Annotated in this window: 10 protein-coding genes; 7 read left to right on the top strand and 3 right to left on the bottom strand. The window is 43.1% G+C overall.

Translation table 11 applies throughout. The features are described 5' to 3' along the window. Positions 1–58: 58 nt before the first annotated feature. Entirely contained in the window at positions 59–1,156 is a 1,098-nt protein-coding gene (locus PSYCG_RS06985) for a sulfate ABC transporter substrate-binding protein (RefSeq protein WP_020443559.1), read from the bottom strand. 286 nt (positions 1,157–1,442) lie between these two features. Further along, on the bottom strand, positions 1,443–2,612 hold the full coding sequence (locus tag PSYCG_RS06990; protein WP_041772259.1) for a sulfate ABC transporter substrate-binding protein: 1,170 nt from the start codon (positions 2,610–2,612) through the stop codon (positions 1,443–1,445). A 582-nt stretch (positions 2,613–3,194) separates the two neighbouring features. Here PSYCG_RS06990 and PSYCG_RS06995 point away from each other — a divergent pair. Further along, positions 3,195–3,713 carry a hypothetical protein gene (locus tag PSYCG_RS06995; protein ID WP_020443561.1) on the top strand — a complete coding sequence of 173 codons (519 nt, stop codon included), beginning with the start codon at positions 3,195–3,197 and terminating at the stop codon, positions 3,711–3,713. 95 nt (positions 3,714–3,808) lie between these two features. Here the strand turns inward: PSYCG_RS06995 and sat are convergent, their stop codons facing one another. Further along, positions 3,809–5,062, bottom strand: a complete 1,254-nt coding sequence (gene sat, locus PSYCG_RS07000; RefSeq protein WP_020443562.1) for a sulfate adenylyltransferase — start codon at positions 5,060–5,062, stop codon at positions 3,809–3,811. 361 nt (positions 5,063–5,423) lie between these two features. Here sat and PSYCG_RS07005 point away from each other — a divergent pair, with 361 nt between their 5' ends. The 6 genes from PSYCG_RS07005 to PSYCG_RS07030 all read left to right on the top strand — a co-directional run bounded on the left by PSYCG_RS07005 (position 5,424) and on the right by PSYCG_RS07030 (position 15,912). Next, positions 5,424–7,109: a nitrite/sulfite reductase gene (locus tag PSYCG_RS07005; protein WP_020443563.1), complete on the top strand. Its 1,686-nt coding sequence runs from the start codon at positions 5,424–5,426 to the stop codon at positions 7,107–7,109. Beyond that, on the top strand, positions 7,102–7,698 hold the full coding sequence (locus tag PSYCG_RS07010; RefSeq protein ID WP_020443564.1) for a DUF934 domain-containing protein: 597 nt from the start codon (positions 7,102–7,104) through the stop codon (positions 7,696–7,698). Before PSYCG_RS07005 ends, PSYCG_RS07010 begins: the two co-directional genes overlap by 8 nt. A gap of 82 nt (positions 7,699–7,780) precedes the next feature. Further along, complete coding sequence (locus tag PSYCG_RS07015; RefSeq protein WP_020443565.1) at positions 7,781–8,419, top strand: phosphoadenosine phosphosulfate reductase family protein; 639 nt, start codon at positions 7,781–7,783, stop codon at positions 8,417–8,419. Between the two features lie 246 nt (positions 8,420–8,665). Beyond that, positions 8,666–10,237: a siroheme synthase CysG gene (gene cysG / locus PSYCG_RS07020; protein ID WP_020443566.1), complete on the top strand. Its 1,572-nt coding sequence runs from the start codon at positions 8,666–8,668 to the stop codon at positions 10,235–10,237. Between the two features lie 137 nt (positions 10,238–10,374). Continuing rightward, the gene (locus PSYCG_RS07025; protein WP_020443567.1) at positions 10,375–11,928 is read left to right on the top strand and encodes an exonuclease SbcCD subunit D C-terminal domain-containing protein; all 1,554 of its coding nucleotides are present in this window, start codon (positions 10,375–10,377) and stop codon (positions 11,926–11,928) included. Between the two features lie 72 nt (positions 11,929–12,000). Continuing rightward, positions 12,001–15,912: an AAA family ATPase gene (locus tag PSYCG_RS07030; protein WP_020443568.1), complete on the top strand. Its 3,912-nt coding sequence runs from the start codon at positions 12,001–12,003 to the stop codon at positions 15,910–15,912. Positions 15,913–16,000 lie beyond the last annotated feature (88 nt).

The following is a 16,000-nucleotide window of genomic DNA, read 5'->3' on the forward strand; positions in this document are numbered from 1 at the left end:
AATAAATTCTTGAATAAGTAACAGCTTTTATCGTCGGTTACTCACAGTACTACTGGTGTTACTGAGGCGCATTAACCGCTAACTTATCAAACAAACCACCATCACTGAAATACGTGCTCATGATCTCATCCCATGTGCCAAATGCATCATTTGGACGGAAGGTGTCGATAGGGGGCAATTTATCACTGTTTTTATCAAGAACACTCTTCACACTTGGGCGTAAGTATAAGTCAGCTGCCAATTGCTGGGCCGCATCGCTCCATAAGAAATCAAGATAAGCTTCGGCGGCATCTGTGGTGCCTTTTTTATCAGTGACGGTTTTTACGATAGCAACTGGGCTTTCAGATTTGATTGAGTATTTTGGATAAACAATATCGACTTGACCGACGCCAAAATCTTTTGCTGCAAGGTTGGCTTCATTCTCAAATGTTACCAAAACATCGCCGATACCACGCTGTACAAACGTCGTAGTCGCCGCACGTCCGCCACTTTCATAGACTTTGACGTTTTTTAGCATGTCTTTGACGTATTTTTCCGCTTGTGCTTCATCTTTATTAAAAGCATGTAAGCCATAACCATAAGCACCTAAGAAGGCATAGCGACCGTTACCCGTCACTTTTGGGTTTGCCATGACAATTTCAACACCCTCTTTGGTCAAATCTGCCCAATCATTGATACCTTTTGGATTGTCTTTGCGCACTAAGAAGACGATGGTGCTGGTAAAAGGTACGGCATTGTCTGGGAATTTGCTTTCCCAACCTGACTCAACCAAGCCTTTTTTCTCAAGCAGCTCAATATCAGAGCCTTGGTTCATGGTTGCGACATCGGCTTGTAAACCATTCGCGACCGACAGGGCTTGTTTACTCGAACCACCATGCGACTGCTTGATAAGAATATTGCTGTTTGGGTGCTCGCTTTTGTAATGATCAACAAATAATGGATTGTAATCTTTATAAAAATCACGGGCGACATCGTAGGAGACGTTCAATATTTCGATGTCCTGCCCTTCTGTCGCTGCTGGCGTGCCCTCTGCATTGGCAGCTGGCTCAGTTTTTTCGTTGTTGCTACAGCCTGCAATACCTAAAGTGAGCGCCACACCGGCGATACTTAGGGCGCTAAGTGTCTTATTTTTATAACCTGCGGTATATGATGTCATGGCTGCCTCAAAAAATGTCTGATAAGTAATGTAAGTATGCTAACAGCGCTATCTTATTATGTTTAATGATGAATATGTGTATGTTATTGCCAAAATGGAATAAAGAAATGAGAAATATAATATTATCAATAACTTAAATTTATCAGCAATGCATAGGTTAAATATTTTTAATGATCATTGGCTATCCGCCAATAATTTAGCCATTTGATTCAGCCTTTCATCTAAGCATGAATGTCTGAATTAAATGGCTTGTAACTGAACAACTTGATTACATTTTTGGTTACCTTTACTGCACGCTTGCCAGCTTATCAAAACGCCCGCCATCAACAAAAAACGTCTCCATAATCTGTGTCCAAGGACCAAAGACACTGACTGGCTCAAACGTCTCAATATCAAGCAAAGTACCTTTATGGGCGGCAAGTACTTGCTCATTACTAGGACGCATGTACATCTGTGCCATCAGTTCTTGCGCTGGCGTGTCCCATAAACTCTTTAGATAGGTGTTTGCCGCTTCTGTTTTGCCCGCTTTGTCAGTCACCGCATTCACCACTGCAACAGGATTGGCAATCAACACTGAATAACTTGGATAGACGATATCGACTTGCCCTTTGGCAAATTGCTTGGCGGCCAAATGCGCTTCATTTTCGGTCGTGATAAGCACATCCCCTAGACCGCGCTGAGTAAAGCTGGTCGTTGCGGCGCGCGCGCCATTGTCATATGTGACGACGTTTGCCAAAAGTTGTTTGATAAAGGTATCTGTTTTGGTAGAGGTTTCGACCGTTTCTTTAAAATGATGCAAACCATAACCGTAGGCACCTAAAAAGGCATAACGCGCTGTACCACTGGTTTTCGGATTTGGTATTACTATAGCTACGTCACTACGTGCCAAATCTTGCCAGTCTTTGATACCCTTTGGATTGCCGCTGCGTACCAATAGAACCATGGTACTGGTATAAGGGACCGCGCCGTTTGGTAGCGCTTTCTGCCAGTCAGCAGCAACCAAGCCTTTTTCAACCAATAGATTCATATCGCTTTCTTGGTTAAAGGTCACCACATCCGCTTGTAGACCATTAGCAACCGACAGTGCTTGCTTACTCGAGCCACCATGTGACTGATTGATATGTACTTTGCTGTTGGGATGCTCTTTTTGATAGCCTTTGGCAAATAAGGTATTGTAATCTTTATAAAAATCGCGTGAGACATCGTAAGAGACATTCAACAAATCAATATCTTGTGACGGCGCTGCTGATTTTTGGGCGCCGTTTTGGGTCTCACTTTGCTTAGATTCAGTAGGGCTACAGCCCGTCATGAATACCGCCATTGTCAGCACACCACCCATTATCAAGGTACGTGGTGCTTTATTTTGAATCACTTGATTATCAGTCATTGAGGTATGACGCAAAGGCTGATTCTTGGCTATATTGGTCGTTTGCATAGACGCTCTCGATAATGTCATGCTGCCACTTGTGGACCTTACTATTTTATTAATTCTATAAATAAGGATAACAAAAGGCAGTGATGGTAAGAATTTTGGGAGATACATTGGTTTTTTTGTTGATGAGAGATATGCTAGCAGCATAGATAACAAACGCTTAGTGACGAATACGCTTATCGAGTGGTGAACTTGGCATAAGCACGATTATTAGTAGCGTTATTATGAGTTATTCTATAATGGATATTTTTAGGAGCTATTTGCGATATAGAGATAAGCCATCACTTTTAAGTAAGTGATGGTATTGTTTGCCCAGTAGACGAATATTTGTGTAAGCTGTATCATCGCTGGCGCTGTATAGTCAGTCCTTAATAAAAGAAATACAAATATTATCAATCACTACTGGGGTTAATTTTTCTTGCTTGCTGTGCCTACGCAGACAGAGGCTGCGAATAATGAACCCCAGTAGTTCCGTACTCTTTTAAAAGTGGATCAACTATAATCGCTGCAAATAAACGACTGCTACCTAAAACTGTTTAATTCAATCAAAAACATCCATTTTGCAAAGCCATTTTTATCACTTACTCACTTACCCAAGGCATCTTAATGATTACTTCTTTCTCTTGTTACTCGCGTTTTTTTGCCGCCCTCTCTTTGACGAGTGCAGCGATGCTTGCTTTGAGTGGTTGTAATAACACTATAAAAGCCAATGTGGATAATCACAGCGTTACGCAACCCGCAGCGACACTCTCGCCTGCTGTAAAAGTCATCGTTGGTGACTATGCTTCTGAGGGTTATGCTAAGCGTACGCAAGGCAATGACTGGGTAGGCGTGATGGTCAAAGCAGACGGTGATAAGCAGATTGACATTAAGGTACGTGCGCGCAGCGATATCAAAAAACCGACCTGCCATTTTGATGGCAAAGCAACATTGATGGGTCAAGATGATGCACACGGCATTATTTTTCAGAGCAAGGTTAATGACAGTACGGCTTTTTTTCAATTCAAAGATGATAAATTGACTATTGATAGCCAAGATAAGTACGCGCTTAACTACTTTTGCTCTGGCGGTGGCACATTGGTTGGTGACTATCAAAAGTTGGCTGGTGATTTAGAGCTCAGCTAACCACGAGATGTTCAAAACTTCAAATAACAAAAAAAGGGTCAGACTTATCATCTGACCCTTTTTTACTGTTAATAGTTCACATTTGATATAAATTTCTATACCGCAGAAGCCCCGACCAATTTAACCTCAGCACGCTCATCAAAAGCGATACCAGCATAATAATCACGCAAAATCTGCAACACTTCTGGACGGCTAAAGTTCTCTGGTACATCAAGGTCTTCTGAGAGTGCTTTGCGTAGTTTGGTTCCTGATACTTTGACATGTTCAGACGCTTCATGCGGGCAGGTTTTATCTGACGCCATGGCATTACAAGCATTACACCAAAACGTCCAACCAATCTTTAACGGTTGGGTAATCAAATCATCTTTACCGACGTGGTCAAAAATGGTTTGGGCATCAAAGGCACCATAATAATCACCAACACCGGCATGGTCACGACCAACGATCAAATGGCTACAGCCGTAGTTTTGGCGGAATACGGCATGTAATAATGCTTCACGCGGTCCGGCATAACGCATATCAAGCGGATAACCTGCTTGAATAACAGTATCAGCTCTAAAGTAATTGTCAATCAAGGTTTTAATGGCTTCTTGACGCACGTCTGCTGGGATATCACCTGGTTTTAACGCACCCAATAACGAATGTATCAGTACGCCATCACAGATCTCAATCGCAATCTTGGCAAGGTATTCGTGTGAGCGGTGCATGGGATTACGGGTTTGGAAAGCAGCGACCGTTTGCCAGCCTTTATTGTCCAAAATTGCGCGGGTTTCAGCTGGTGTTTTATAAATCTCAGGATATAAGGTTGGAAACTCGCCTTCGCTTAGAACTTCCACGCTACCTGCAATGTTGACTTCACCTTGCTCCAGTACTTGTTGGACGCCAGGATGCTCAGGATCTGTGGTGGTAAATACTTGTTGGCACTCATGCTCTTTATCAATGGTGTAGGTTTCTTCCACCGTTAAAATACCCATAATCTCGCCATCTTGCGCCACCAATGCGACTTTATCACCTGTATTTAAGCTGTCAGCGGTTACTTTAGGTGCTGACAAAGTAATAGGAATCGGCCAAAACAAGCCAGCATTATCGCCACTTTGTAGACGCATATTATCAACCACGCCCTGCCAATCGGCTTGATTCATAAAACCATTTAACGGCGTAAAACCGCCAATACCAAACATAATCAAATCACCGCGCTCACGTGAGCTGAGCGTAATGGTTGGCAAAGTACTGGCAAGTTTTAATGCTTGGTTGCGAGCCTCACCATTCAATAGTAACGGCTTAAGCTCAGCACTACCGTGCGGAGGCACAAGTTTTGAGGGTTTTTGATTATGGATGATAGATGTCATAGTAATTTTACAGCCTTAAGAGATGAGAGAAAGATGAGTAACTGTAGATAAAAGTCGTAGAGAAGCAATTGGGCGAATAAAGGGATAATGGCAGTACGTTAAAGCTATTTATTAAATGATTAAAAACTGCTCATTAAAATCAGGTATTGAATTCGATAAGCATAGGCTACCTAATTTTCGTTATGAAAATTTATGCTGTGTTTGGATATGTATATGACTGAAAGGAATTTATGTTTTGAAGTACAAGCTTATATGATGTAAAGCTGAACGGTACACATTGCGATCGACAACAAAATATATTACACACGCAAATCATTTTCGTCGCTGCTTTTAAGACTAAAAACAAAATTGAGATTACGTCATGTATCAATATAACTACGCTGACCAAACCTTGGTAGAAGAACGAGTCGCCCAGTTTCGCGACCAAACCGAACGGTTTTTGGCAGGCGAGCTGCCAGAAGAGCAATTTTTACCGCTGCGTTTGCAAAACGGTCTTTATATTCAGCGCTATGCACCGATGTTGCGTATCGCCATTCCATATGGCCTGCTAGCCAGTTACCAATTGCGTAAATTGGCAGAGATTACCCGTAAATATGACAAAGGTTACGGACACTTTACTACCCGTACCAATATTCAGCTGAACTGGCCAAAGCTAGAAGATGTGCCAGACATATTGGCGGAGCTAGCATCGGTACAGATGCATGCCATTCAAACGTCGGGCAACTGTATTCGCAATACGACTACCGATCCTTATGCCGGTATTCATCAAGAAGAGATTGCGGATCCACGTCCTTATTGCGAAATTATCCGTCAGTGGTCTACCTTTCATCCTGAATTTGCTTTTTTACCGCGTAAATTTAAGATTGCTGTCGTTGGTACTGCCAATGACCGCGCGGCGACGCAAGTACATGATGTGGGATTACATATAAAAACCAATGACGAAGGCGAGATTGGTTTTGAAGTTTTGGTAGGTGGCGGTCTTGGCCGTACACCAGTGATTGGTAAGGTGATTAACGAATTCTTGCCACGTCAGCATCTGCTTAGCTATTTGGACGCTATTTTGCGCGTTTATAACCTGCATGGTCGCCGCGATAATAAATACAAAGCGCGTATCAAAATATTGGTCGAGAGCATGGGCGGTCCTGCCTTTGCGAAATTGGTCGATGCTGAGTGGGAAGCCCATACCAAAGACGGTCCACTGACTTTGACCGATGCCAATTTTGACACTGCTATTGGCTTCTTTAGTGAGCCTGATTATGTTGGCTTTGATGCCTTACAAGTACAGTCTGACTTGCAACAGCAACTCAATGCGAATAAAAACTTTGCCGATTGGTATAACCAAAATACAGTCGCGCATAAAATAGCAGGCTATCGCGCTGTCGTCATTTCGCTAAAGGCAGGCTTGGTCGACGGAACCTACGTACCATCTGGTGATGTCAGCGAATCACAAATGGATGCTCTCGCGGATCTGTCAGACAAATATAGCTTTGGTGAATTGCGCGGTACTTATCAGCAAAATCTCGTATTCTCTGATGTGCAAACCAATCAACTATATGAGCTATGGGAACAGTTGGCGGATCTGCATTTAGCACGTGCCAACATAAACACATTAACAGATATGATTGTTTGCCCAGGTTGGGACTACTGCTCACTCGCCAATGCCACAACTCACAATATCGCTGAACAAATCGAAAAGCAGTTCGATGACCTCGACTATCTTTATGACTTGGGTGAGATTCGCCTAAACATGTCTGGCTGCATGAATGCTTGTGCGCATCATCATACGGGTGATATCGGTATTCTTGGTGTCGATAAAAAGGGTGAGCATTGGTATCAAATCAGCCTTGGCGGTAACTCTAGTAACGATGCCAAAGTCGGTAAAATATTGGGTAAAGCAGTACCAGCCGAAGATGTGGCGATTACCCTACAAAAAATACTGGACGTCTATTTAGAACAGCGCGTGAGCAATGAGAACGACGTAGAAGCTTTTAGTGACTTGGTCAATCGCGTTGGCGTGGCACCTTTTAAGGAGAAGGTCTATGGGTAATCATCATGTGTTAAACAGCAAAGGTATTGATATCGGTCAAAGTGATACGTGGTTGGCGCTTAATACCGATGAGCTACCAGATGGCATTGCTCTTAGCCATATATCGCTGCTTGAGCTATTACATAAACAAGAAAAATTCGATATCGTATTGCCGCTCACGGATTTATTGAATGCTGAAGGCAAGCTTGCTGGCGGGCTATTACAGCAGCTGAACGAGCTATTGACTGAACATGCCAGCCGTGTTGGCGTTTGGGTTACGTCAGATAATGACACCGATACATTGGTTGGCTTGTCAGAGTTTTTATTACAACAAGATTTGATTGTGATCCATGTACCAGCCTTTACCGACGGACGCGGTTTTAGTTATGCGCAAACCCTGCGTCAAATAGGCTACGAGGGCGAGATTCGTATGGCTGGCAAGTTTGGCCGTGACCAAATTGCTTACCTTTTACGCGCGGGCGCAGATAGCTTTGTGCTCAGTGAGCATGATATGAAATCTATCTCTGATATCAGTCAAGCATTTAATGCGCTTGCCAGCAGTTACGATGGACGCGATGCTAGCGCATTACCGATGTTTGCAGGCACTTAGTTTTAGAATAAATCATAAGCACTTATATTAGTTACTTTTCACTCTAATCACTTTTACATGAACTTTCATCAAGGAATCTACCATGAGTCAATTACACCCAAATCTAGATATCGATCAAGCCAACCAAGACTTGCAAGGTCAAACGCCAGAACAAATCGTAGAATGGGCATTAAGCCAAGCGAAAAACCCGATCATTACCACTAACTTCCGTCCTTACGAGTCAGCGATTTTGCATTTGGTTGCGTCGCTGCGCCCTGATATCACGGTACTATGGGTAGATTCTGGTTATAACACTGACGCCACTTACCAGTTTGCCAATAAAGTCATCCGTGATTTAAATTTAAACGTGATCACCTATATTCCTAAGCAAACTGCTGCCCATCGTGACGTGACGATGGAAGGTATTCCTGGTATTGATAACCCACTACATGATGAGTTCACCGATCAAGTAAAGCTTGAGCCATTCCGCCGCGCTTTAGATGAGCTAAAGCCTGATGTTTGGTTCAATGCTATTCGTAAAGATCAAACCGAATTCCGTCAAGGTCTTGATGTGCTTAGCCTATCAAAAGATGGTGTGTTAAAAGTAGCACCATTATTTGAAAAAACAGATGCTGATCTAGACGTGTATCTTGAAGAGCATAACCTACCGAATGAGTTCGATTACTTCGATCCGACTAAAGTAGAAGAGCATCGCGAATGTGGCTTGCATACGCAGTTGTAATTGGTAAATACAGAATTGTGATTTGATAAATACAATGCATAAAAATCCCGCTTAACCGGTTTATATCGAGTTAAGCGGGATTTTTTAGTATCATGATTTTATACAGCATACTGCTATTCCCTTTCTCATTAAAAACCACTTTTAATATCTCAAAGACGACTATGCTAATGCCAATTCACTAGGTGAGCCTGCACGCCTGATAATTCATAATAGCAGTATATATTCACTTGAATGACTGGTCATACTATGAATACCTTTCCCCTATTTTTTAAATTAGAAGATCGTAAAGTACTGATTGTTGGCGGCGGTGATGTGGCATTACGCAAAGCTGATTTGCTGAGCCGTGCTGGCGCGTGTATCACTGTCCTTGCGCCAAGCATTAGCCATGAGATACAAGCATTGCTCAGTGATAGTAAGCACGCGCTGATTTATGAGAATTATAATAAAACCTATATGACAGATTCGCGCGTTATTATCGCTGCCACTGACGATGAGATGCTCAATCACCAAATCCATGCTGATGCCACTGAACTCAACATTCCGGTAAACGTCGTCGATACGCCGCATTTATGCGATTTTATCTTCCCTGCCATTGTCGATCGCAATCCCATCGTGATTGGTATCTCATCCAACGGTAAGGCACCGGTACTCGCACGTTTATTGCGGGCAAGGCTAGAAACCTTGATTCCACAAGGTTATGGTAAATTAGCCAAGCTTGCTGGCGAGTTTCGAGGTGAGGTTAAAGCCAAAATTCCAACATTGACTGGACGTCGGCAGTTTTGGGAGCGCGCCTTTGAAGGTCAAGTCAGTCAATTGATGTTTGCCGGTAATGAAAACGAAGCCATCGCCCAACTGCAAGCTGATTTAGATAACACAGCGGCAAATATCACTGCAAAAAATGTTACAGATGAATCAACAGAAGCCCAAAATACGATGGGCGAAGTCTATATCGTTGGTGCCGGTCCCGGTGACCCAGAGCTTTTAACCTTTAAAGCACTACGCTTGATGCAGCAAGCGGATATTGTCTATTATGATGCGCTGGTGTCACCGCAAGTATTGGATTTGTGCCGCCGCGATGCCGATAAAGTATTTGTGGGCAAGAAACGCAGTAATCATGCCGTTGCACAATTGGGCATCAATGAGCTGTTGGTTAATAGCGCAAAAGAAGGTCGGCGTGTGGTGCGTTTAAAAGGCGGTGACCCGTTTATCTTTGGGCGTGGCGGTGAAGAGATTGAAAGTTTGCGCTCTCACAATGTTCCGTATCAAGTAGTGCCAGGCATTACCGCTGCCAATGCCGCTGCTAGCTATGCTGGTATTCCGCTAACCCACCGTGACCATTCGCAGTCAGTACGTTTTGTGACAGGGTTTTTGAAGGCAGGCGCGCCTAATAATAACTTTAAAAGCTTTTTGAATACTGATGAAACAGTCGTATTCTATATGGGTCTGCATTCGCTACCTCGCTTGACGGAAGGTTTGATTGACGCCGGGCGTAGCGCAAAGACCCCGATTGCCATCGTCTCTAACGCCAGTATGCCCAATCAGCAAGTATTAACGGGTACACTTGCCAGTATCGTTGAATTACAAGCACAACATCAACTACCTACGCCTGCTCTACTCATCATGGGTGATGTCGTAAGCTTACATCATGATTTGGCTTGGTATAATAATGAAAAGACCTCGGAAAACGATAATAACTGGTTACGCGGCGGCACTGCTACGACGCCAAAACCAAATACTAGCCAACAAGCGCATGCGCTATCTATGATTGCTAATTTGGCAACAGAAGATGGTGGTCTTGAGCAGTTAGTGATTGATTAGAAAGCGCCCTAAAAGCCCCTTTTGATTTCAAGCCCTGCCAATCTAGTGGTAGGGCTTTTTTCTGATTGCAACAGAGCAAACTTCTCCAATCCTTGCTAGAATAATGGCTGTCTTTTTATTCACCACTAAGCCTCATTATGCCTGTATCTGCTGTTACCCCTCTTACTATCCTGCACACCTCTGACTGGCATTTGGGACGCAGGCTTTATGGACGTCTGCGCTATGATGAATTTGCCGCCTTTTTAAATTGGCTACAAGACACTATTAGTGCGCAGCAAGTGGATGTACTTATTGTCGCTGGTGATATCTTTGATACCATGACGCCAAGCAATAAAGCCCAAGCGCTGTATTACGAGTTTTTAGGCAAGGTTTCAAAGTCATGCTGTCAACATATCGTCATCGTCGCTGGCAACCATGATTCACCGACATTTCTAGATGCCCCAAGCAATATCCTTAAGTTTTTAAACGTCCATGTCGTTGGTACGGCTTGTGATGACTTAAATGACGAAGTGATGGTGTTAGATGATGTAGATAGCACACCGCATTGCATTATCGCCGCTGTCCCTTATCTGCGTGACCGCGACGTGCGTAGCAGTAGTGCTGGCGAGTCAGCTCAAAGCAAAGACGCCAATGTCATCGCTGGTATCTGCGCGCACTATGATGAAGTCGCAAAGATTGCCAACGCCAAACAAGCTGAATTATTAAAATCGCATAAGCGCCATATTCCTATTATTGCCACAGGGCATCTGTTTGCTGCCGGCGGCACCACTACTGATGATGATGGTGTTCGTGAGCTATATGTTGGGTCGCTTGGTAAAGTCTCCGCTGATATGTTCAGTGAAAGCTTTGATTACGTGGCGCTTGGGCATTTACATGTGCCGCAGCGCGTCGGTGGGCGTGAAACCATTCGATATTCAGGATCACCTATTGCAATGGGATTTGGTGAGGCGCGCCAGCAAAAGCAAGTATTGCTCATACAGTTTGGCACGGTGCTAAAAAACAAAGAGCTAACACTGGAAAATGCCTCTGAGAGCAGCACTCATCAGCTGAACAACACCCTTATTAACACTGATAAGACCGTAGAAAAAACCGCTAAAAAAGCAGTCAATCAGGCGGCAAGTTTTATGGATGACCTATTTGCTGATGTCGAGTCTCTAGAAAGTGATCAGCATAGTGAAACGAGTATTGAAGAACCCTCTGAACAAACAGAAGTTATTCTAAGCACTCCTTTCACTTTACCCGCCACGCCACTGCATCATGATACCGCCCGTCAGATGCAAGTTACCTCACTCCCTATTCCAAAGTTCCAAAACTTGGCGCAAGTATCAGGTGATTTGGAGACTATTAATCAAAAAGTTGATAAGGTTATTGAAGCTCTGTCTGATACAGAATCGGTCTGGTTAGAGATTATTTACACTGGTGATGAGGTGATTAGCGAATTGCGTGAAAGTATTCAAGCGATGGTAGAAGGCTTACCGTGTGAGGTATTAAAAATAAAAAATACGCGCACTTATAACAAAGTCCTTAATCAGCAACAAATCTCTGAGACGTTACAAGACTTAAATGAGCAAGAAGTATTTGAGCGTTGTTTAGCCACTCATAACATCCCTGACGAGCAAAGATTGACCTTGCGAGAGGCTTATGAGCAAATCGTTTATGATCTGCACCATGCAGATACTCAAGCTGAATAACATATAAAACTCATCAGCCTGATACAACGAACAGTAAATTATCACCACTATCTATAAAAATAAGACCATGCCATGCGCCTAATTGAACTCAGACTTAAAAACCTCAACTCCTTAAAAGGCGAATGGCACATTGATTTTAGTGACGCCGCTTTTCTTAACGAAGGTATCTTTGCCATTACTGGGCAAACAGGCGCTGGCAAGACCACTATTTTGGATGCTATTTGTTTGGCGCTCTACAGTCAAACACCACGACTCGGTGATATTACTGGCTCTACCAATGAGATCATGACCCAAGGTACAGGAGAGTGCTCGGCTGAAGTTATTATCGAGATTGACGCTAAACGATATCAGTGTTCATGGTACCAACATCGTGCCCACAAAAAAGCCAAAGGCAACTTATTACCGATTAAGCACGAGATTAGCGAGGTCAAATCTGGCAAGATTTTAGAAGAGAAAAAATCTAAGACCTCTGCGTATATTCAGGATCTTATTGGTATGGATTTTAGCCAATTTACCCGCTCCATCATGCTGGCACAAGGCAGTTTTTCCGCCTTTTTAAAATCTGATATCGGTGATAGAGCGGCGATTTTAGAGAAGATAACAGGTACCGCTATCTATGCCAAAATCTCACTCAATGTTCATGAGAAAAAACGCTTGGAAGAAGATGTGCTCAGTAAGTTGCAGGCAGGCGTTGATGGCTTGTCTTTACTAAGTGTTGAAAACGAAAACCTATTGGAAGCCGATCTAAAAGTATTGAATCAGCAGCAGAGCACGCAGCGACAAACCTTTAAGACATTAAGTGAGCAGCTGCAATGGCTAAATAACATACAACAGCTACAAAGTAACCTGTCTGTTTATCAGAGCGAGTTTGCAAGCGCCCAGCAAGCGCAGCAAGCTTTTATTCCAGAAGCTAAGCGTTTAAGTATTGCAAACAAGGCATTAGAGATTGATAGCCAGTTTCGTGAGCTTAGCTATCGCCGTGATACGGTCCAGAAGCTAGATGTTGAGCAACAGAGTTTGCTAAATCAAATCCCTGCCCAGCAAGAATCGCTGACGCAAGCTGCTCGCCATTTAGACAATGCCAATATGCTAGAAAAGCAAGCATCAGAAAATCTTCAAATAAATTTGCCCCTCATCGCACAGGTACGCGAATTAGACAGCGATATAAGGCAGCAGTCTCAATCCTTAGTGGAATACAACCAGCACAAGGAATTATTGGCAGGCAATGTACAGATATTAAGCCAAACCATCCAAAGTCATCAGCAAACTGCCAATCGCACCAAAACTCAGCTAAATAATATTGACGAGTACTTTAGCGACCACCCAGAGATGAGCGACCTTGATACCGATATGACAATCTTTGATAGCAACTGTCAACGATTAAGAGCACTACTAGAGGACAACTCTGAGCTTTCAGCCACTAGGATGGGTCAACATAGCCATGCCCGCCAGCTACAAGCTGATGTTGAGACATTATCCAAACAGAAAGATACTGATATTTTATTGATAGCGAAGCGGCGCGAGCAACTGCTAAAGCTACAACAGCAGCAAGCAATCATCATTCAAAAGCAGCCCCTTGCCAGTATGCGTAGTGAGCAAGAGCAAATTGATCCAATCCTCATACAAATTGAGCAGGTGAGCTTTAAGATTACACAGCGGTCTGAGCTGATCAGTCAAATCCATAAAATCAATCTCACGCTACCGGTATTGAAGCAAGAGCTAATGGTCTTAGAAGATTTAGTTGCCACTCATCGCGCCGACATTCAGAGCACTAAGCTTAAAAAACAAGACAAACAGACGCACCTTCATTTACTGCAAAAAGTTGCAAGGCTTGAAGATTACATCGTGGAGCTCAAAGACGGTACACCCTGCCCACTGTGTGGCGCGCATGAGCACCCTTATGGTAAGCATCATCCGCTATTAGATAGCCAACTTGACAATAAACAAGCGTTGCCACTAACACAGCAGACCCAGCAGAAAATAGCTGAGCTTGAGATACTCATTGAGCGTCTCGGACAAGCGTTATCTAAACATCATATCGACCATGCTACTAAAAATGAAACCATTAGCAACCAACAGCAGCAGTTAGCTCCGTTACAGCAGCAGTGTAAGATGTTGAGCAACGACATTCAAGATAGTCTACTTTCACTTTTTAACGCCAATAAAAATTATTCCAAAGCGATTGCAGGGATTGTCCATCCGCTTTATCAACTGAGTGAGGATATCAATGCGATTGATAGTGACGTTGAACGCACATTACCTTTACTAAACAGCGTCAAACAAAAGCTACTCGAGCAAAAGCAGTCTCTTAAAGACTTATTGTTTCAATATGATGATCTAACGGCAAGCATGTCAACGCTAAGTATTGCTATAGAAAGTGATGAAAAGCAGCATCAGGTATTGATGAGCAAGATCAATAACCTAACGATGGATACCAAGCTACACTCGCAGAAAATAGAGACCATTGAAGATAAAATAGCCACCAACTTTTCGGCATTAACCCCTATTACCAGCAGTATTCTAACTTTGGCAGATAAGTATCCGGCGGATAACTACGCAGAATATTTAAGTATTGATTTTAAAAAAGCAGACATTCAAAGCGCACTTAAGCAATTGGATGCTAGCACTGATGAGAAAACCGTACTAGATAGCAGTAACTATGAGCGTCATATTGACAGATTACGTCAACAGCGCAGCATGCTAAATCAGCTGAAAAATTATTTTACTAAACAGAAAAACAGCCAGCAACAGCTAACCAATACATTAAGTACAGTGAGCGCTCAAATTGACACTAAGCAAGCACAGCTTTGCACGGATGAAAGCGCTCTAAAGAATCGCGAACACTTGATAGTGGAAAAAAATATAGATCTTGAGCTGCTCAGGAGCAAAAGAACAGAGCTTTTTTCAGATAAAAACCCAGAGTCAGAAGACACTCTACTGCGCCGCACAGTGGATGACGCAAAAGCCAAACAAGCAAATGCTCAAAGACAACTAGACAGCACGCAGCAAGTATTAGAGCAATTGCAAAACAGGCAACGACAGCTATTGGCAGAATTGCAGTCTGCTATGACAGCCCTTAATACCCAACAAGAGGTATTTATGGAGCATCTAGCAGCGGCGCAGTTTGTGGATGAAGATGCTTTTATCCATGCGCGCTTGCCTAAAGAAGAGCGTGATGCTTTACATACTCGTAAGATTACGATTGATAGCGCCTTGCAGCAGGCAAAGTCACAGTTAGATAGCACCCAACAATCATTAGAGCAGAACCTATCTCTTGCTATGACGGATATCAGCCAAGAAACGATTGCCGCCCAACATCAGCACATTCAGATGGAGATTGATCAGCTCAGTCAACAGATTGGTGCTATTGTTCAAAAGCTCAAAGACAATGAGAACCAAAAAGGTCAACAAGCAACGCAGCTTATAGCTATTAATGCGCAAAAAGAAAAATTACAAGTTTGGCAGCAGCTGCATACTTTAATTGGTTCAGCCGATGGTAAGAAATATCGCACCTTTGCTCAAGGCTTAACTTTTGAAGTTATGATTAGCCATGCCAATAGCCAACTACAAAAGATGAGTGACCGCTATTTGCTGATTCATGATGACAGCAATCCGCTTGAGCTTAATGTCATTGATAACTATCAAGGCGGCGATATTCGCAGCACCAAAAACTTATCTGGTGGTGAAGGCTTCATTATCAGTCTCGCGCTCGCTCTTGGACTATCGCAAATGGCTAGCCACAATATCCGTGTGGATTCGCTATTTTTGGATGAAGGTTTTGGCACGCTTGATGAAGAGTCGTTAGATATTGCTCTAGATACCTTGACAGGCTTGCAACAAGAAGGGAAATTGATTGGTATTATCTCTCACGTACAGGCGTTAAAAGATCGCATTTTGACCCAAATAAAGGTCGAAAAAATATCGGGCGGCTTTAGTCAAATCAGTGGTCAAGGATGTCGGCGCGTTATGAATGACAAAGCATGATAAGTTAGCAGGATTGATAACGACATATGATAAAGAAGTACCTTTAAAGGCATTTATTAAATGATACTGGCACGGCTATTTGGCATAA

Origin of the sequence: Psychrobacter sp. G, assembly GCF_000418305.1 — a bacterium.
GTDB classification, from domain to species: domain Bacteria; phylum Pseudomonadota; class Gammaproteobacteria; order Pseudomonadales; family Moraxellaceae; genus Psychrobacter; species Psychrobacter cryohalolentis.